This is a genomic window from Shimia sp. (assembly GCF_039969785.1).
Classification (GTDB): Bacteria; Pseudomonadota; Alphaproteobacteria; order Rhodobacterales; family Rhodobacteraceae; genus Shimia.
In genome coordinates, this window is the sequence record NZ_JBDVNC010000005.1 from 78,133 (window position 1) to 95,885 (window position 17,753).

At 54.9% G+C, this 17,753-nt stretch carries 18 protein-coding genes and 1 tRNA gene; 3 read left to right on the forward strand and 16 right to left on the reverse strand.

Annotated features, from left to right (window positions below; all coding sequences use genetic code 11):
• Positions 1-339: 339 nt before the first annotated feature.
• Positions 340-750 (reverse strand): hypothetical protein, encoded by a 411-nt coding sequence (locus tag ABJI08_RS02585; protein ID WP_348400257.1) that lies wholly within the window; start codon positions 748-750, stop codon positions 340-342.
• A gap of 202 nt (positions 751-952) precedes the next feature.
• Here ABJI08_RS02585 and ABJI08_RS02590 point away from each other — a divergent pair, with 202 nt between their 5' ends.
• Complete coding sequence (locus tag ABJI08_RS02590) at positions 953-1,264, forward strand: hypothetical protein (protein ID WP_348400258.1); 312 nt, start codon at positions 953-955, stop codon at positions 1,262-1,264.
• Positions 1,265-1,621: 357 nt separating this feature from the next.
• On the opposite strand, the gene ABJI08_RS02595 is transcribed toward ABJI08_RS02590, so the two are convergent.
• From ABJI08_RS02595 to ABJI08_RS02665, 15 genes are all read right to left on the reverse strand, one after another.
• A tRNA-Ser gene (locus ABJI08_RS02595) sits at positions 1,622-1,711 on the reverse strand.
• Positions 1,712-1,782: 71 nt separating this feature from the next.
• Positions 1,783-2,505, reverse strand: a complete 723-nt coding sequence (locus ABJI08_RS02600) for an alanyl-tRNA editing protein (protein ID WP_348400259.1) — start codon at positions 2,503-2,505, stop codon at positions 1,783-1,785.
• Positions 2,502-4,916: a DUF3772 domain-containing protein gene (locus ABJI08_RS02605; RefSeq protein ID WP_348400260.1), complete on the reverse strand. Its 2,415-nt coding sequence runs from the start codon at positions 4,914-4,916 to the stop codon at positions 2,502-2,504. The genes ABJI08_RS02600 and ABJI08_RS02605 overlap by 4 nt, the downstream gene beginning before the upstream one ends.
• Positions 4,917-4,923: 7 nt before the next feature.
• Entirely contained in the window at positions 4,924-5,955 is a 1,032-nt protein-coding gene (locus tag ABJI08_RS02610) for a cysteine synthase A (RefSeq protein ID WP_348400261.1), read from the reverse strand.
• A 53-nt stretch (positions 5,956-6,008) separates the two neighbouring features.
• Positions 6,009-7,124: an NUDIX domain-containing protein gene (locus ABJI08_RS02615; RefSeq protein ID WP_348400262.1), complete on the reverse strand. Its 1,116-nt coding sequence runs from the start codon at positions 7,122-7,124 to the stop codon at positions 6,009-6,011.
• A 4-nt stretch (positions 7,125-7,128) separates the two neighbouring features.
• Positions 7,129-7,569 (reverse strand): TrgA family protein, encoded by a 441-nt coding sequence (locus ABJI08_RS02620; RefSeq protein ID WP_348400263.1) that lies wholly within the window; start codon positions 7,567-7,569, stop codon positions 7,129-7,131.
• Positions 7,569-8,777, reverse strand: coding sequence for a cyclopropane-fatty-acyl-phospholipid synthase family protein (locus ABJI08_RS02625; RefSeq protein WP_348400264.1), 1,209 nt, complete (start codon positions 8,775-8,777; stop codon positions 7,569-7,571). Before ABJI08_RS02625 ends, ABJI08_RS02620 begins: the two co-directional genes overlap by 1 nt.
• 65 nt (positions 8,778-8,842) lie before the next feature.
• Positions 8,843-10,261 (reverse strand): deoxyribodipyrimidine photo-lyase, encoded by a 1,419-nt coding sequence (locus tag ABJI08_RS02630; protein ID WP_348400265.1) that lies wholly within the window; start codon positions 10,259-10,261, stop codon positions 8,843-8,845.
• A 44-nt stretch (positions 10,262-10,305) separates the two neighbouring features.
• Entirely contained in the window at positions 10,306-11,526 is a 1,221-nt protein-coding gene (locus tag ABJI08_RS02635) for an aminotransferase class V-fold PLP-dependent enzyme (protein WP_348400266.1), read from the reverse strand.
• Between the two features lie 39 nt (positions 11,527-11,565).
• Positions 11,566-11,982 carry an HIT family protein gene (locus tag ABJI08_RS02640; protein WP_348400267.1) on the reverse strand — a complete coding sequence of 139 codons (417 nt, stop codon included), beginning with the start codon at positions 11,980-11,982 and terminating at the stop codon, positions 11,566-11,568.
• Between the two features lie 206 nt (positions 11,983-12,188).
• The gene (acuI, locus tag ABJI08_RS02645; RefSeq protein WP_348400268.1) at positions 12,189-13,181 is read right to left on the reverse strand and encodes an acryloyl-CoA reductase; all 993 of its coding nucleotides are present in this window, start codon (positions 13,179-13,181) and stop codon (positions 12,189-12,191) included.
• A gap of 13 nt (positions 13,182-13,194) precedes the next feature.
• Positions 13,195-14,298, reverse strand: coding sequence for a dimethylsulfoniopropionate demethylase (locus ABJI08_RS02650; protein ID WP_348400269.1), 1,104 nt, complete (start codon positions 14,296-14,298; stop codon positions 13,195-13,197).
• A complete protein-coding gene (locus tag ABJI08_RS02655) occupies positions 14,298-14,807 on the reverse strand; it encodes a DinB family protein (RefSeq protein ID WP_348400270.1) in 510 nt (169 codons plus the stop codon). Before ABJI08_RS02655 ends, ABJI08_RS02650 begins: the two co-directional genes overlap by 1 nt.
• Positions 14,807-15,493: a DUF1326 domain-containing protein gene (locus ABJI08_RS02660; protein WP_348400271.1), complete on the reverse strand. Its 687-nt coding sequence runs from the start codon at positions 15,491-15,493 to the stop codon at positions 14,807-14,809. Before ABJI08_RS02660 ends, ABJI08_RS02655 begins: the two co-directional genes overlap by 1 nt.
• A gap of 18 nt (positions 15,494-15,511) precedes the next feature.
• The gene (locus tag ABJI08_RS02665) at positions 15,512-16,273 is read right to left on the reverse strand and encodes a DUF2182 domain-containing protein (protein ID WP_348400272.1); all 762 of its coding nucleotides are present in this window, start codon (positions 16,271-16,273) and stop codon (positions 15,512-15,514) included.
• Positions 16,274-16,364: 91 nt separating this feature from the next.
• Between ABJI08_RS02665 and ABJI08_RS02670 the strand changes: the two genes are divergently transcribed.
• Together ABJI08_RS02670 and ABJI08_RS02675 are read left to right on the forward strand one after the other, a co-directional pair.
• On the forward strand, positions 16,365-17,099 hold the full coding sequence (locus ABJI08_RS02670) for an FCD domain-containing protein (RefSeq protein ID WP_348400273.1): 735 nt from the start codon (positions 16,365-16,367) through the stop codon (positions 17,097-17,099).
• A 231-nt stretch (positions 17,100-17,330) separates the two neighbouring features.
• Positions 17,331-17,747: a twin-arginine translocation pathway signal gene (locus ABJI08_RS02675; RefSeq protein ID WP_348400532.1), complete on the forward strand. Its 417-nt coding sequence runs from the start codon at positions 17,331-17,333 to the stop codon at positions 17,745-17,747.
• Positions 17,748-17,753 lie beyond the last annotated feature (6 nt).

Here is a 17,753-nt window from a genome sequence, read left to right on the forward strand (position 1 = left end):
GTTGTTTGTCGGCGGCGTTTTCGCTTCGCTTTCTTATTTCGAGGCTTTGCCGTCACAGCAGTTCAAACTTCTGCACTCCCAAACTCCAAAAATCATTCCGATTTTTCAAGAATTTTATTTGATGTGAATGAACAAGATGATCGGGCGGCGCAAATCGGAACATATTGGGGACACACTCAAAGGCACTATGATCAGGTGTCGCGTTCACTCGTAACTTTTTCCGGAAACGCAGACATTGACGCATCTTGCAGCGAATTTCGGCTCTCCGCCCATCACAGCCTATGATGGTGCTTTCAGACAAGTTCGAACCAGTCTCTACTAGGCCAGTAAGGCTGTCCTTTATGCCGCGCAAAGACCACGCCACTCAGCGAGAGCACCGGTGCGGTTCAGCTTGAAATGGCATCTCTTCGAAAGGCCGCGCTCCGGATTGAAGTGGTTGAAAACGAAAGCATGGCGCCAAAGGTAATGTCGTTCACCGTTGACCTTCACGAAAACCTCGTCCAAATGCCATCTCCAATTGGAGTATGATCGAAGCTGCTGAATCCGCCTTTTCTTGATTTCGGATGCAAACAACGGGCCAAACCTGTTCCACCAAAACCGGATTGTTTCGAGGCTCACGTCGATGCCGCGTTCATGCAGCAAGTCTTCGACATTCCGAAGCGAAAGCGGAAACCGGACATACATCATCACCGCAAGGCGGATAATCTCAGGGCTGGTTTTAAAATAGCGAAAAGGCGAGCGTTTTGTCATGAGCAGAAGCTAGATCGCCGCCCTGCCCTTCACAACCGAGATTCCTCTGACACCGCCCTCCGGGACACTTCAAACCGGCAGGCTGCAGATCAGGTTATTCCCGGAAACTCTAGCGCAAGCCCTGAACACCGACAGGGCCACTCTTTCCCCAGACCTCCTCGACATCGACACCTCCTTTACATGCCGTCGGCGCGGTGCGGAAATGAAGATCATTGCAGCTGAGCAAACCGCCGATCCGGATCAAACGCTGATCAGGGCGCTAAAGAACGCTCATTCCTGGGTTGGACAGATGAAGGCCGGACTCTCAGTCAAGCAGATCTCAACCAGAAAATCCGTCTCAGAAAGCTACGTCACGCGCATCATTGCCATGGCGTTTTTGTCGCCAAGGATTCAGAGCGCCATTATGGATGGCAGCCAACCGGTTGCACTGACACTGGAAACCATCGCGCGCTCAAAGCTGCCAATGGATTGGCACGCTCAGGAACGCCTCTTGGGATTCGACCAAAACGGCTGATCCCTGTTCTTTGCGAAGTTTCCCTGTTCATCCCCTGAAAATTCCCTGTTCCTGAAATGAAATTCCCTGTTAAGTCGCTTAGGGAAATCACTCGTAAGCTCTTGTTTTAAGTGCAGGAAAACAGAGTGAACTCTCGCAAAACTTCCACTTTCCATCAAATTTCCCTGTAAATCGCCCTGTATCAGGGAAATCCCATGGCAAACCTCACCGACGAAATTGGCCAACTGAGACGGCTGGGATAATGCTGGGAATTACGCGCCCACGGTGAGTCTCAGCCAAAAAACGCGCCGCGTAACCGACGGAAATCCCGGCACTAATCGCAGCAATTTCTACAGGGAAAACACAGACCGGGGTCGGTGGCGGAGAGACAGGGATTCGAACCCTGGAGACGGTCTCCCGCCTACACACTTTCCAGGCGTGCGCCTTCGACCACTCGGCCACCTCTCCGTGCCGCGGTGTTTACCGTCAAATGGAACAGGCGCGCAAGTCACAAAAACACCAATTGGCGATAATATAGATCAGTCGTCGATCAGCAAATTCACGCGGCGGTTCTGACGCCCCTTTTTCTCGACCTTACCAATGCGAACACGGCCAATCTCTGACGTACGCGCCACATGGGTACCGCCACAGGGCTGCAGGTCAATTTGCGTATCCTCAGACCCAATGCGCACCAGACGCACCTTACCCGTTCCCGCAGGCGGTTTGACGGACATTGTTTTCACCAAACCGGGGTTGGCGGCCAGTTCCTGATCACTGATCCAGCTTTCGGTAACTTCCAAATCCTGTTCGATCAGATCGTTCAGCGCCACATTCAAAGCCTCTTTGTCACCCGGCGCTTCGGGCATGTCGAAATCCAAACGACCCTTTTCAGATGTGATTGCGCCGCCGGTCACTGGCAACGGAATGATAACCGACAACAAATGCAGCGCCGTGTGAACCCGCATCATCTTATACCGTCGCCCCCAGTCCAGCTTTTGTTGAACAAAGGTGCCCACAGGCGGCAATGCACAGGCTTCGGCAGGCACCAGTGCGATCCCCTGCCCGTCCGCTTTGACTGTCGTCGCCACGCTCAATGAACCATCGTTCCAGGTCAGGTTACCGCTATCACCCGGTTGGCCGCCACCTGTTGGGTAAAACACACTACGGTCCAGCACCACGCCACCTTCGGGTGTGTGTGCAATCACCTTTGCTTCAGCCGTACGAAGGTAAGCGTCATCGCGAAAAAGCAGTTCTGTACTCATCGGTCCTCCCCTTCGCCATCATTATCTTTGACCAAGTCCATTTCTCCCGGCTTCATAGTGTCACTCAAGGCGCCAGTTTCGCCCGATGAGGCGCCCGGCCCTGATGCGCTCGTTAAAGCCTCTGGATTGCGCAACCAGATATCGCGCTGCGCATACGGAATTTCGATGTTTTCTTCGCCAAAGCGGCGTGCGATTTCATGGTTCATGTCTGACTTTACAGACAATGACCAATTCACGTCCCGCAAGATCGCCCTGATCTCAAAATCAAGCGAGTCAGCGCCAAAGCCCTGAAACACCACACTAGGCGCCGGGTTTGCCAGAACCATTGGATGTGCCTCGGCGATCTCGCGCAAGATACCTTCGACCCACTTTGTGTCCGTCCCGTAAGCCACGCCAACCGGAACAATCACACGCCCAACCGTGTTGCCGCGGGTGAAATTGGTCACAGTACCAGAAATCAGATCCGAGTTCGGAACGATCACATCAGTCCGGTCAAAGGTTTCAATCCGCGTTGAACGTACCGAGATGTCGCGCACATACCCCATTTTGCCGCCAACTTCGATCCAGTCGCCTTCGGAGACCGGTCGTTCGATCAGCAAAATGATCCCGCTGACAAAATTGGACACCACGGTCTGCAAACCAAAACCAATACCAACCGAAAGTGCCCCGGCGAACAACGCGATATTGCCCAGATCAATCCCGGCTGTATTGATTGCAACCAATGCTGCAAAGAAAATGCCGATATAACCAAGACCCGACACAATCGCAGTTTGGCCACCCGGGTCAACTTTGGTTTTAGGAAGGATCGTGACCCGCATCACGTTTTGGGACAACCGGGTCAGCCCATACCCGAACAAGAACACCAGAAAGAAAACTGCAATCGCTTTAGGCGAAATCACAGTGTCCCCGATCCGCAAACCGGCCGCCATGCGTGACCAGAACTCGTTTAAATCTGAAACCCGAGCACCCCAGGTTAACGCAAGTATCGGCAGCGAACATAAAATCAGAAAGCTTCCGATTATCACCGGCGCCAAAAGAGTGTCTTCTTCGTCGTTCCCTTTGCCCGCCAAGGCCGCGAATATCTTTTTGATCAACCGTTGGAGAACCAAAAGAAAGGCGATCATCAAAACGGTCTTGCTGGTGGCGAAGACCAGAAATGCCGCGCCCCGCGTCATGCCTATCGCGCCGAGAATGATGGAAATGCCCGACGTGGCCAGCATGAATCGCGAAATCACATAAATAAGCTGGCTGATAGGCGAACGCATGCCATCCTGCAACTCGCGCAATTCATGCGAGTGCCGCCCAATCAGCAATGCCAGCCGCGCCAGCATAATTGCGGCAATAACCGTTAAAATGAAAAACACGATGGACTGCGTCTCAGGCGCCCAGTTGTCATATCGGGCCATAACTCCCAGCAGGGTATTTGCACCCAGTGCGATCCCCAGAAGCAGACTTGTCGACCGCCCAACGCGTTTTTCCTGCTCGCTCAGATGCACCGAAAGCAAAGGCGTTTCGCGACGCGAGAAAATCCGTTCTCCCAGCCATTTGGCGGTCAAAAGCTCAAACGTCACCAGCGGCAGCACCGACAGCGCGGCATCCCCCCTAAATCCGGGTAAATCTGTGGCATAAACTGCCTCGGTCAGCGCATAGACACCCAGCATCGGCAGGATCACCTGCCCAAAGGATAAGAAAAACGCCGCAACCCACGTTCCGGCGGACATTTCGTCTTTGACGATGGTTGTCAGAACACTGCGGGTCCAACGTATACCACGGGTGATCAGAACGATGGCGATGGCCAGAAACAACAACATCTTGGGCAAGGAATGCCGCAATTCCTGGCGTTGTCGTTCATGGACCCAGCCGGTGACAAACTCGACTGCGACCAATCGGAACGTTTTGCCAATTTCGCTGGCCGCATCGCCCCACGTAGAGGGGTTAATCGGTACAGGTCCCGGGGTGAGTAACAAGCTGGCTTGGCGATTGCGCAACAGGCTGTCAACCGCGCGGATCAGCTCCTCGGCTTCAATCCGGGCCAGCTCAGCCTTTTGTACCGGCGCACGTGCAATTGCCAAACTAGTGGTCAGTTGGTCCCGTTGCTCTGCCACTTCCGCAGGATCACCGCTTTCGGGTTCTGGTCCCAACCCTCTTAATTGCGCTTCCAGAGTCTGAACTGAGATCCGCAATCGCGAAGTTTCGTCACCGAACGTCTCACGCCAACTCACCAGTTGATTGCGCAACGTTTCCATTGCTGATTCTGATGCGCGATCGTTTTCGATCGCCTCTTCGGCGCGGGCAGTTACGGTCTTCCAGGCTTCATAATCAGGAACAACCTGATCCTGCGCCCAGACCTGACTGCTGAACATGACCGTCAGCGTGGCAAGTACTAATATCAGGCGCAGAATTGGTCTCATTCAAATCTCACACGTCTTCAAAAACACCCGGGATGCTGGTCGGTCCTGACGAGCCAAGCCATTCCGGCGTTGGCAGCCCCTTTTCGCGAAGGAATTCCGGGTTGAACAGCTTTGACTGATACCGCGTACCATAATCACAAAGCATGGTCACAATCGTGTTCCCCGGCCCCATTTCGCGCGCCATGCGCATGGCGCCAGCCACGTTAATGCCGGACGAGCCGCCCAGACACAGACCTTCTTCCTGAAGCAAATCAAACACCACAGGCAGTGCTTCGTCATCTGGCACCTTGTAACACATATCTGGAGTGAAACCTTCAAGGTTGGCCGTGATACGGCCCTGACCGATGCCTTCTGTGATCGAATCTCCGCCGTGATCCTCTCCGGTGTAAAGCTTAAACATGCCCGACCCGCCCGGATCCGCCAGCGCAACTTTCACGCCCTTGGGCTGCAACGCGTCGCCTACGCCCGCCAAAGTTCCACCTGATCCGATGGCACACACAAAACCGTCAACTTTGCCGTCTGTCTGTTTCCAGATTTCCGGGCCGGTTGTTTCGACGTGGGCCTGACGGTTAGCGACATTGTCAAACTGGTTGGCCCAGATCGCGCCATTCGGTTCCGTCTTGGCCAACTGCGCCGCCAGACGTCCAGAATACCGAATATAGTTGTTTGGGTTTTTGTAAGGCGCGGCAGGCACTTGAACCAGATCTGCCCCGGCCAGACGCAGCATGTCTTTCTTTTCCTGACTCTGCGTTTCCGGGATCACGATCACGGTCTTGAAGCCCATCGATGCACCGACCAAAGCCAGACCAATACCGGTGTTGCCTGCCGTACCCTCGACAATCGTACCACCCGGTTTCAAATCGCCGCGGGCAAGCGCATCGCGAATAATATACAGCGCTGCACGGTCTTTGACCGACTGACCCGGGTTCATGAATTCGGCTTTGCCCAAAATCTCACACCCGGTCTCTTCACTTGCCTTCTTCAGGCGGATCAAAGGGGTGTTGCCAATCGCTTCGGCCAAATCACGAGCAAACTGCATTCCGCGTCCTTTCAATACGTTCAAACTCTGTGTAGGCAACCCGCCCGGGGAACTCAAGACGCCGCGCGCAACCGCTCACGATGACGTGCCAGCCACAACGCCGCCAGAACGAGCGGCGCGTTCACAACCCGCCCCTCATCGACCAGTTCCATCAACGCGTCAAAGCTGAATATGAACGACCGGATGTCTTCGGCTTCCTCGTCCAAACCACTGACACCGTCAATGCCATCAGGCAGATCGGCCAAACCAAGAAAAATGTGATAAAATTCTGTACTGCAGCCCGGTGATGCATAGCACTGAGACACATCTTCCAAGGCGTTAAGCGTCAACCCAGCCTCTTCCATCGCTTCACGCCGTGCCGTCGCCTGAGCCGTTTCAGCCTTATCGATACGCCCGGCAATGGGTTCCAGCTGCCACGGCGTTGCGTCTTCTCTGGCAAAGGGACCGGGACGGAACTGTTCAATCAGCAAAACCCGGTCAAGCACCGGATCATACGGCAAAACAATCACGGCGTCCGTCGCCACAAAAACCGCGCGACGGACCATCTCGCTTTTCTGTCCATCATACCGGCGAAAACTCAGGTCGAATTCTTCTAAGGTAAAATAATCCGCATAGGGCCGCCGCATCACAACACTGTCGACATCGGCGCGTGTCATGCCACCCGGGCTGTATGCCGAATTGTCGTGACGCGCATTCATTTTTGCCGTCGCACGCGCCTGAATCATCGGCAGCATCTTGTCTACATCTGATCGAGTGCGCTGACCAAAGTAACTCATTTCCTCAACCGCACCAAGAACGGACCATTCACCGTGTTTCTCCTGCCAGTGCGACAAAGACCACGGGCCGTCAGGTTGCCAAAATCCTGGTTCGGAAAAGAAAACCTTGGTCACCACTTCGCGCGCGACAACAGTCACTGTGACCTCTTCGAGATCATAGTCAAAACCACCTTCGTAAAACCGAAGCCGCGCGATATCTTCGTCGCTCAGCCCCTCAACCAGAATACCATTAGCCCCGGATCCGCCGGACCGGATCATCGGAAATATCTCTCCCCGAACGGCCATGACCTCGTGGTCCGGGAAAACACCGGCCTGACCTTCTACATGTCGCCCCAGCACAACCGAGAGCAATGGCACGTGTCGCAACGTGCCGTAAAAAAACAATGAATTCATAAAGTTATCTCCAGCGCCGATAGGCTATCTCGGTGCATATTCCCGAAACGATCGCGCCCACTACAAGCGTCACAATGACGCTCACATCCAGAAAATACACGCTGTATTCCATCGCAATCGCGACAATTTGCTGAATAGCTTCAATCGGCTCGTCGTAAAATCGCATCATGGCCCGGTGCAACATTTCTGCCGCTCCAAAAAACAACAAACCCACGATCATCAGCGTCAAAACGCCAGTCACCCCATTGTTGACGGACATGGGCAACCCCTTGCCTGCGCGCGGGCCCATAATCTTCCACCCGACAGCCAGCCCCAAAGCCGCGCTGATCAATGTGAAATGACCGAAATCATACCCTTCGGGCATCTGAGGTTTGATCAGCTCGGAAACCACCGCGCCAATAATGGCTAGGCAGAAAGCGGCGACCAGGTTGTTGGCTGTTGGCATTATTCAGGTCTGGAAATTGTGATTTGCGTTACGTCACAGCTTCCACTGTGAAAGGCCGCAGCGCAAGAGGTCAGATAGAAATTCCACATTCTGCGAAATCGATCATCAAACCCCAGGCGCTGCACATCGTCCCATTTTGCGTTAAAGCTGTCATACCAACGACGCAGCGTCTGACTGTAGCTTTCGCCAAATTCCACTGAATTTTCAACGACTAATCCGGCTTTGCCTGCTTCTTGTCGCAACGCAGTTGGGCTTGGCAACATTCCACCTGGAAATATATATTTCTGAATAAAATCAACGCCTTTACGGTAGGTATCAAACCTTTTCTCATCGATTGTGATGATCTGCAGGGTTGCAAGCTTTCCCGGTTTCAACCGATCTCGCACAGTTTGAAAATACGCCGGCCAGTATTTTTCGCCAACCGCTTCAAACATCTCAATGCTGGCAATTCCGTCATATTGGCCAGCTTCGTCCCGATAGTCCTCTAGCTTGAACTCAACCATATGGGAAAGCCCCGCTTTTTCAACACGTTCTTGGGCATACTTTAACTGTTCTTCCGAAATTGTAAGCCCGGTCACCTTCAATCCGCGTTCTTTCGCAGCGTAAACCGCAAACCCGCCCCAACCACACCCGATTTCCAGAACGTGATCCCCCGGTTGCACGCCCATCTGATCCACCATTGATGCATACTTAGCGGTTTGCGCCGTTTCCATGCTTTCCTGCCCGGTTTGAAACAGGGCCGATGAATAGGTCATCGTGTCGTCCAGCCACAGCGCATAAAATTCATTCCCGAGATCATAGTGATGAGAGATGTTCTTTTTCGCCTGCGCGCGGGTGTTGGTGTTCATCCAATGGCGCAGGCGTTCAAAAGCCCTGACGAAAAACATACCCGGAAATCCATCATAAAGCGCATCATTGTCGGATCTCAGGAAATCGCAAAACGCCTGAAGGTCCGGCGCACTCCACCAACCCTCGATATAAGCGTCACAAAACCCCAACTCTCCTTCGCGCATCAGGCGGGCAAAGGTGTCCTCGTTATGTACATGCAGCGCGCAAACAGGGCCTGGCTGACTGCCTTCGGCCCGAAATACACGTCCGTCGGGCATCACAAAATCAATGCGCCCCTTGTTAATTTTCGTCGCCACTTCGTACACGGCCGAAAAATATCTGGGTAAATTGGCTTCGCCTTGCGTCGTCGTCAAATACATCCGCAATCTCCCCTTCGCGGTTTTGATGATAAAGCTAGGCGTGAAATGCCCATATCGGCAAGAATTTATTGCAATTTGAAGGTCTCATAGGCGCTTAAGGCTTGTTGTCGCCCTTCTTTCAAGCCGACAATCGGCGGCCCATATGGTGCATCTGGCTTCAAATTCCAGTGATTTGGAGCGGCTGCAAAAAATTCCAACGCCGTTGAACTTGGCACATTATAAGGCTCAGCCAGCCATCGTTTCCGGTAAGCTTCATCGGGATCAAACTTAGCAGCCTGCGTGTCCGGATTGAAAATACGAAAATATGGCGATGCATCCGGGCCACACCCGGCGACCCACTGCCACCCCATCGCGTTTGATGCCGCGTCCCAATCGATCAGGCACTCTTCGAACCATCTTCGCCCCAGCCGCCAGTGCACGCCAAGATGTTTGGTCAGATAACTCGCTGCGATCATTCGCGCGCGATTGTGCATTTTGCCTGTTACATAAAGCTCTCGCATGGCCGCGTCGACCAGCGTCACCCCGGTCCGTCCCTGACACCAACGCAAATAATTCACATCTTCAGGGTTTTCGATCCAAGAAAACCGAGCCCATTCAGGACGCCATGTTTGAGTGTCCAATGATGGAAAATGCCACATCAAATGCCACGCAAATTCCCGCCACGTCAGCTCCTTAAGAAAATGCTCAGCCCCCGGTGCGCCGCTTTCTTTGGCGCGCCAACCAGCATGCCAACACTGTGCGGGGCTGATTTCGCCAAGACTTAAGGCGTCTGACAGTTCAGATGTTGCGGCGCTGCCCATAAAATCTCGTTTGTCACGATAGGCGGCGACGCGTTCGTCAATGAAAGTGGTCAATTTATTCATGGCAGCGTCTTCGCCGGCCTGCATGTATTGTGCGACCACACGCGCCCCACCTTGCATGCGCCGCGATAAATCCCAATCCGCCGAAGTTTCGCTTTGTGGCCATGCACTTGGTGCGACCAATGAAGGGCGGGCGAGCGGTTGCGAAACGACACGGTCTCGCACAGCTTTCCAAAACGGAGTGTAAACGCGGTAAGGCCCGCCCTGCCCGGTCGCCACTGTCCACGGCTCAAAAAGCAATGTCCCGGCAAAACTTTTGGCTTTAACACCCCGTGTTCCCAAATCAGCCTTTAAGTTCGTATCACACGCCACACTTGGCGCGTCGTAGCGACGGTTCCAAAAAACTGCATCGGCACCGGTTTCTTGCACCAATTTGGGTAGGACCTGCTCGGCCTGCCCCCGTCGCAGGATCAGCCGCATACCGAGCGATTTCAGCGTTTCCTGAAAGGCTGAAAGCGCTTGGTCCAAACGCATCTGGGGCGCCGCCCCAAGTGCTCCGACCTGCGGGTCCAATATGAATACCGGAATGACAGCCCCACGCGCTGCGGCAGCTGTCAAAGCGGCGTTGTCGCTCAGACGGAAATCGCGCCTGAGCCAAACAATTGTCGTTGCGGAATAACTCATAAAGCCCTCGTTTGTTTCCAATACGCGCGTTAAACGCGGCCGGATCACAAAACGGCTTCAAGCCCTTCTAAAAGCTGGTCAATTTCGTCCTTGCTTGTGTAATGCACAAAACTCACTCGCAGCACACCCTTGGTCATATCAACATTCTGAGCTTCCAGCGCGCGAATGGCATAAAAATCGCCGCCTCCGGCCATAACTCCGTGATCCGCCAGTCTTGCGGCAAGGCTCTCGCCCGGCGTATTGGCCGCGATGGCCACTGTCGGGGCGCGCAGGCTAGCATCCTCCGGCCCGATCAGACGCACTGAATTGCGGGATTTGACGAAATCCAAAACCGGTTGCAGCAGTTCGGTTTCATGTGCGCGCATCAGATCGTGAACGGCCGCCCCCGTGACGGCGGGTGTTTGCCCTAGAATGCCGTGATGGGCTGCCAATGCCTCTGTATAATCCACCATGCCGGCACAGGCCGCGACCTGCGCGTGATCCGGTCCTGCAGGTGTAAATCGCTTGTACAATGACTCAGCGTTGAAATAGTGCCCCTGATTTGGCAACAGCATTCCCAGATTGCGCCGGATCACCATCACGCCTTGATGCGGACCGTAAGTTTTATAAGCCGAAAACAGATAGATGTCCGCTCCAAGTGCACCAACATCCGGCAAGCCGTGCGGCGCATAGCTGACGCCATCAACACACACAAACGCTCCGGACGCATGCGCCAAAGACGAGATACGCGCAATTGGGTTGATCTCACCCACAACGTTGGAACAATGCGGCAAGCAAACCAACCGCACCCGGTCATCCAACAAATTGGCCAGATCCTCGGGATCAAGATGCCCCGTCTCGGGGTCAACACGCCATTCCCGGATTTCGATGCCGTCATCAGCCAATCGCCGCCATGGGCCGGAATTGGCCTCGTGGTCCTGATTGGTCACAATCACAACATCGCCCGGATCCATCCATTGCCGAAACGCCTGTGCCAGAACATAGGTGTTTTGCGTAGTTGATGGCCCAAAGCTGACCTCGTCATTTTCGACACCCAACATCGCCGCAAGCCGCGCCCGCGCCTCGTCCATTTCCGCACCAGCCAACTCTGACGCCTGATACGGCGCATAGGGTTGCACCTTGCGTTGCTTATAAAACCGCGTCAGCCGGTTAATTACCTGCCCACAGGTATAGCTGCCACCGGCATTTTCGAAAAATGCCTGCCCATTCAGCGATGGTTCTTCAAAGGCCGGAAACTGGCTTCGTACAAAATTGACATCAAGCATATGTCTTCTCCCTGGTCGGCCAGAAAATGGCGATCAAACTTATCCCAGCGCGGCCCGTATTTTATCTGCGTGGTCTTTCAGCTCTGAGAAATCGGCCATTGTTCCGGGTGGGCGCAGTTTGATCCCGTCGTGGCGTGGCAACACGTGATAATGCAAATGAAACACTTCTTGCCCACCTGCGGCTTCGTTGAACTGCTGCACCATCACACCCTCGGCATCAAAGGCTTTCATGACAGCATGCCCCATGCGCTGAACTGTCTTCAGGGTGGCCGACAATTGCGCGGGCGTCGCGTCCAGCATATTACGGCAGGCCGTTTTGGGAATGACCAGACAATGCCCATCTGCACGCGGCATGATATCCATAAAAACAAAGGTGTCTTCGTCCTCATAGAGCTTTTCACAGGGAATTTCCCCGCGCAGGATTTTGGCGAAAATATTGTCTTTGTCATAGGCCATCGCCAGACTCCTCGTATCTAATTTCAGGCGCAGGCTTTCACGCAAACCCGATAAGTTCAAGCGTCCGATGTGTTTGGTGAAAATCGCAATTCAATCCTGCCTGAAAACTGCTTCAAAAAAATTGACCCAAAAACAAAAAGCCGCCCAAAAAAATGGGCAGCTTTCCTTTTTCTTTTCCATTGGTGCACCAGGGATGCGCCAACGATTCAGGCGTTAACATCGACCAGTATGCGGCCCTGCACCTGACCTTTCAGAATATCCGCCCCCAACTGAGGCAAATCCGAAAGCGTTGCGGGCCGTATCATTGCCTCCAACTTGTCCATGGGCAGGTCGCTGGCCAAACGCTGCCATGCGCGTACACGATTGTCATATGGCTGCATGACCGAGTCGATGCCCAAAAGGTTCACACCGCGCAAGAGGAACGGAATCACCGTCGCGGGCAGGCCGGCCCCACCGGCCAATCCAACAGCCGCAACCGACGCCCCGTATTTCATCTGTCCCAGAACGCGCGCCAACATGGCTCCCCCCACAGCGTCCACACATCCGGCCCAGATTTCGCTTTCCAGCGGGCGCTTAACGGTCTCGTTGATCTCTTCGCGGGCGACAATCTGTGTCGCACCAAGCGATTTCAGGTAATCTGCGGACTCCGGACGCCCCGTGACGCCAGCCACTTCATATCCCAGATTAGCCAGAATGGCCGTGGCAACGGATCCGACACCGCCCGCCGCACCAGTTACCAAAACCGGACCGTCACCTTTGGTCATGCCGTGATCTTCCAGCGCCATAACAGAAAGCATTGCCGTGAACCCGGCGGTCCCCACAGCCATCGCTGCCCGCGTATCCAACCCATCCGGCAGTGGCACCAACCAATCGGCCTTGACGCGCGCTTTCTGTGTATAGCCGCCCCAATGCGCTTCGCCGACACGCCAACCGGTCAAAACAACCTTGTCGCCCGGCTTGTAACGCGCATCGTCTGATGACTCGACAGTGCCGGAAAAATCAATGCCCGGTACGTGCGGGTATTTTCGCACCAATCCGCCGCCCGGACCGATGCAAAGCCCGTCTTTGTAGTTCACCGTGGAATAATCCACCGCAACCGTAACCTCTCCATCCGGCAGGTCATCCAGCCCGATATGTGTCACAGCGGCGTTGGTTTTGCCGCTTTCTTCGTCCTTGTTTACAATTAGTGCGTTGAACATGTTGATGTTCTCCTCAAATCCAAAATTTTTCGCGCACCAAAGCCGGGCGCATTCCGTCGGGTGTTTCCACCTCGACCTTTGTTTCATCATCCCAATGGGTCATGCGGATCATGCCGATCGCAACATTGGTTTCAAAATCCGGCGACCAGGCAGCAGACGTGACCTGCCCGACGCGTTTGCTATTGGAATAGACTGGCCACACCCGGTCACATACCGGAACCGGATCGCCGCTGATGGCTATTGCGCGGATTTGCTGAACCGGACCTTCGGTGGCTACCCGCAACAGCGCATCTCGCCCGATACAGCCAATTGCCGTGTGGGTATTACAGAACCGCCCCAACCCACATTCATGTGGTGTGTTGTCATCGGTCATGTCGTTGCCATAACTCAGCAACCCACCTTCAATACGCTCAATCGCGCTTGGGCACCCTGCCCGCACGTTCAGATCCTGCCCGGCCTCAAACAGCTTGCGCCACAGCGGCATGCCCCTTTCGCGGCCCTCAACGTAGATTTCGAACCCGCCTTGTTTGGAATACCCAGAGCGCGCAATCACAACGTCGCGGCCCTGAAACTGATAGATTCCAAAGCGGAAAAACCGGATATCTCGCACGCTGTCCCCGAATACCCGTGCCAGCAAGTCATCCGCCTTGGGACCTTGAATCGCGAGCGGTGACACATCCGGTTCATCCACCAGAACGTCCAGCCGCCAGCCGTTCACGACACCTTTGATCCAGAACAACAAATCGCTGTCCGCAATCGATACCCACCACCGGTCTTCGGACAATTTCACCGCCACCGGGTCATTCAGCATGCCGCCGGTTTCATCGACAATCGGGACATAACAACATTGCCCCGGCAACATGCCCCTCAGGTCACGCGGCGTCAGCATCTGCATCAATCGCCCCGCATCCGGTCCGCGCAGCTCGACCTGACGTTCACACGACACATCCCAGACCTGCACATATTGTTTCAGATGGTGATAGTCCGCCTCAAGACTTTCAAAGACCGTTGGCAACAGCATGTGGTTATAAACCGTATAGGCTTTGACCCCCGCTGCCTCTACCCCTTCGGAAAACGGTGTGCGCCGCAATCGGCGCGATGGCGAAATCAGGACCACTATATCCCCCCCGGCATCATAAACAGATCGGTATCTCCCGGGTTTTGTCCTGCCTCTGTCAGCATGGCATGGATTTGCCCGCGATGATGGGTCTGGTGATTGAACATATGCACCACACACATGGCCATCGGTGCCGTGACATCGCGGTTTGCTGCACCGGAGAACCAACTCAGATCGCGGGCCAGATCGTCTTGGTTGAGGGTATCTGCCCATTGCTGAATGCGGGTATCCATCCGAAATCGCTCTACACCCCAAACGGCCAGAGTTGGATACAATCCCACGCTCTCAGCGATCCCGCCCTCAGGTTTCTCACCGTCATCAAACCGGCTCATCCACGCCTGATCCCCCCAAAGCAGGTGGTTCAACGTGTTCATGATCGACCCGAAAAACGCGCCCTTGTCGGCCCGCAACTGCGCCTCAGTCAACCGCTCGCATGCCGCTTTGACCTGAGTGTTCTGCCACGTATTATAACGCGCCATCATCCCGCAATATTCCGGTGTGGCCAGCATCACCGCGGCCCTTTCCAGTCGATCTGGCAAATCTCGGCACTGCGTCCGCCAAAGTCCCAGACCCGACCAAAGGCACGCACTCGGCCTTTGCTGGCGGTGGCAACGGTAATATCCGGTCCCATCCAGTATTTGGTGTTCTTGATCACAATCTCTTCGTCGGGATCTTTGCCCTCAACCGGATAAACCACACCTTCGATTTTGCGGCCCACGGTGATGTGGCGCGTGTTGCCATCGGTTTCGTAGCTGACCGGCTGACGCTCAACGCCAATCACTTCGCCGACCAGCACCTTGAACAGCCCCGTCGTGCCCTTAGCCTTGCCCGAGAAGATGTCGACCAAGGCGTGATACGCATCATGGCTGGCGCGTTCGTCAATAAACAACGCGACTTTCCAATTGCCCCGGCTCATCATTCCGGGAATTTCAATCAGCAACCCGATGTTCAGCCCGGACAAATCGACATCGCCATAATGGCCCTCATCGATCCGCACACCGCCCCAGGTCTGACAATGCCCCTCTGTTGGTGGATGCAGTCCCAAACTGACCACACAAGGGCAAAAAACCGTGCAGTTACAGTTCAGGATCAGCTCGCCCTTGACCTCCCATGGAACCGTGCCCAGCCCGGATTTATGTGCGTTCGGGTGCCGGTTGTCGATCCGGGTCGCCGCCTCAATTTGATCAGATGCCATCTTATTTCCTCCAAAAACTCAAAGCGCGCCAAACGCTACAAAGCCAGCGCCGCCCAACAACAAAACGCCCAAGGGGCGTGTGACCCATCGCCCGATATCGGGCAGTTTCTCCAAAACCATGACCAGCGTCGCGAGCCCCATAAAGGCGATGTTCATCACCCCTCCGACAAACCCCAACAGCATCAACGCCCAGCAACACCCAAGACATGTCAGCCCCAGCCGCACCCCATTACGCGGCGCGCCTTCATCCCAATGCTGCATAAAGAACATCAGCGGCATCCGGCATTTGCTCAGACAGGAGTCCTTAAGGGGCGAAAACTGATAAAGCCCGGCCCCGGCCAGCAAAACAGCAGACAAAAGATCGGACCGGCTGTCGCCAAAAACGCTGACAGCGCCTCCCAGAAACAGCGCCATCTGCAACCCGGCTGCAAGAACCGAAAACCCAATCCATACGCTCAGGTATCCAACAACCAATTGCCCGAAATCCGCACCCGATGCCGATTTTGCAAGGTCATCATAAGTGGCAAAGGCTGGCAAAGCCGTGGGTGCCATCATCGCTGTCGACATCAGCATCCACATGCTCAGGATACGCAGAAAACCCTCCGCATCCGGTGTGACAACACACAAGCTGGCCCAGAAATCTGCGCCATAAACCGTTCCCGCATCGCGCAAATCAGCAGGCAACGCCATCAGGAACAACGCACTCCACGCGGCCAGAATAGCGCCAAACAAGGCGAGCCAATGCAAGCCGGTCATGGCGCGAATGCGATCTGCAATCATATCGCATCCCCTCCCGGATTATTGCGACTCACTCTCTTGATATTAAATTGTCAGACATTTAAACTTCGATCAAACATTAAATGTAAGACATATGAAAATTGACCCAAAAAATCGCGCCGACCTTTCCGCGCAAATCGCCAAAGCCATCCGGGATGCGATCATCTCGGGCGACCTGATTGTAGACGAACGCCTGCCGTCAGAATCCGAACTGGCCGATCAGTTTGACGTGTCTCGCCCGACCGTGCGCGAAGCCCTAAAACGTCTGGCCGCGCAAAACCTGATCCGCACACAACGCGGCGCGACCGGGGGCGCATTTGTGCGTCGGCTCGATTACGACGAAGCCCAATCCCAGCACGTCACAACATCCCGCCTGCTGTTGTCGATGAACGCTGTGGACTTTCAGACCGCCTGCGAAGCCCGTTTTGCGTTGGAAAGGGCCTGTTCGCCTCTGTCTGCCGAACGTCGCTCGCCCGACCATCTGGCCACGATGCGTGCCGAGATTCACCGCCAGTCGCAACCGGGCCTGTCGGACGAAGGGTTTTGTGACAGCGATGTCGCCTTTCACCGCGCCCTTGTCGATGGCGCGGGCAATCCGGTGTTGTCGTATCAACTGGCCGGCGCAGTTGAGGCAATGCAACCTCTGATGAATATGATCACCTTTACGGCGCGCTCCCGCGAGGAAATCATTTCGCTGCATGCCAGGATCGCTGACGCCATCGAGGCCAGTGATGCGACCGCAGCCGATGCCGCGCTGTCCGAGCTGACCACTTACACTTTGTCTTTGGGTCAAAAAGCGATGGCCGCACGCGCGGCCCGGTCACATTAGGGCGCGCTGTCGCTACTGTGCCACTCTCCGCCTATCAGGTCACAACACCGTGGGGTCGGTTTTCGAAACGGATCCAAGTGTGTATCGTTTGCCAAACTCACGTTTTCACGCGGCACAGATGTGCTGTTTGGATGTAGGGAATTGGAGAAAGTCATGAACGCACCTTTCTACAACCGTCGCGCCTTTCTAAAGTCAGCCGGGCTTGCCGCTTCGGCTCTCATCGGGGCGCAAATGGGTCTGGTGTCGCCTGCTTTTGCCAAAACCTACAAACCCACCCGCACCATGCGCGGTGGAAGCAACAACTACCGCCCAAATGCGCCTATGGTGGATAAACTGGGAGATGGATTCTGGATTTCGGGCAAGGTCCGTCAGGCGGGCAATGGTGCCCCTCTGTCCGGGGTGCGCATTCAGATCTGGGCTGCCACCACAATTGGCGGCGAACGCGAACCGCGCAATCATGGCAGCGTGCTGACCGCGCGTGACGGGTCGTACCGAATGGAGATGATGCAAATCGTGCCCAATTTCGGCCAACCCCATGCGCATCTCGCCTATGATGACGCCGCCTTTGAAACTGTGTTTCTGCGCCCGGTTATGAAAAGCGCGCGCGACACGTCGCTCAAAGTCGACTTTGTGCTGAAACACGCCTGAACCGGA

What these genes read in the sequence shown, in the direction of transcription:
- ABJI08_RS02585 (WP_348400257.1), bottom strand. Translation starts at nt 750, where the DNA reads ATGACAAAACGCTCGCCTTTTCGCTATTTTAAAACCAGCCCTGAGATT.
- ABJI08_RS02665 (WP_348400272.1), bottom strand. Translation starts at nt 16,273, where the DNA reads ATGATTGCAGATCGCATTCGCGCCATGACCGGCTTGCATTGGCTCGCC.
- ABJI08_RS02655 (WP_348400270.1), bottom strand. Translation starts at nt 14,807, where the DNA reads ATGCTGGCCACACCGGAATATTGCGGGATGATGGCGCGTTATAATACG.
- ABJI08_RS02605 (WP_348400260.1), bottom strand. Translation starts at nt 4,916, where the DNA reads ATGAGACCAATTCTGCGCCTGATATTAGTACTTGCCACGCTGACGGTC.
- ABJI08_RS02640 (WP_348400267.1), bottom strand. Translation starts at nt 11,982, where the DNA reads ATGGCCTATGACAAAGACAATATTTTCGCCAAAATCCTGCGCGGGGAA.
- ABJI08_RS02675 (WP_348400532.1), top strand. Translation starts at nt 17,331, where the DNA reads ATGGGTCTGGTGTCGCCTGCTTTTGCCAAAACCTACAAACCCACCCGC.
- acuI (WP_348400268.1), bottom strand. Translation starts at nt 13,181, where the DNA reads ATGTTCAACGCACTAATTGTAAACAAGGACGAAGAAAGCGGCAAAACC.
- ABJI08_RS02660 (WP_348400271.1), bottom strand. Translation starts at nt 15,493, where the DNA reads ATGGCATCTGATCAAATTGAGGCGGCGACCCGGATCGACAACCGGCAC.
- ABJI08_RS02670 (WP_348400273.1), top strand. Translation starts at nt 16,365, where the DNA reads ATGAAAATTGACCCAAAAAATCGCGCCGACCTTTCCGCGCAAATCGCC.
- ABJI08_RS02615 (WP_348400262.1), bottom strand. Translation starts at nt 7,124, where the DNA reads ATGAATTCATTGTTTTTTTACGGCACGTTGCGACACGTGCCATTGCTC.
- ABJI08_RS02610 (WP_348400261.1), bottom strand. Translation starts at nt 5,955, where the DNA reads ATGCAGTTTGCTCGTGATTTGGCCGAAGCGATTGGCAACACCCCTTTG.
- ABJI08_RS02620 (WP_348400263.1), bottom strand. Translation starts at nt 7,569, where the DNA reads ATGCCAACAGCCAACAACCTGGTCGCCGCTTTCTGCCTAGCCATTATT.
- ABJI08_RS02625 (WP_348400264.1), bottom strand. Translation starts at nt 8,777, where the DNA reads ATGTATTTGACGACGACGCAAGGCGAAGCCAATTTACCCAGATATTTT.
- ABJI08_RS02635 (WP_348400266.1), bottom strand. Translation starts at nt 11,526, where the DNA reads ATGCTTGATGTCAATTTTGTACGAAGCCAGTTTCCGGCCTTTGAAGAA.
- ABJI08_RS02590 (WP_348400258.1), top strand. Translation starts at nt 953, where the DNA reads ATGAAGATCATTGCAGCTGAGCAAACCGCCGATCCGGATCAAACGCTG.
- ABJI08_RS02600 (WP_348400259.1), bottom strand. Translation starts at nt 2,505, where the DNA reads ATGAGTACAGAACTGCTTTTTCGCGATGACGCTTACCTTCGTACGGCT.
- ABJI08_RS02630 (WP_348400265.1), bottom strand. Translation starts at nt 10,261, where the DNA reads ATGAGTTATTCCGCAACGACAATTGTTTGGCTCAGGCGCGATTTCCGT.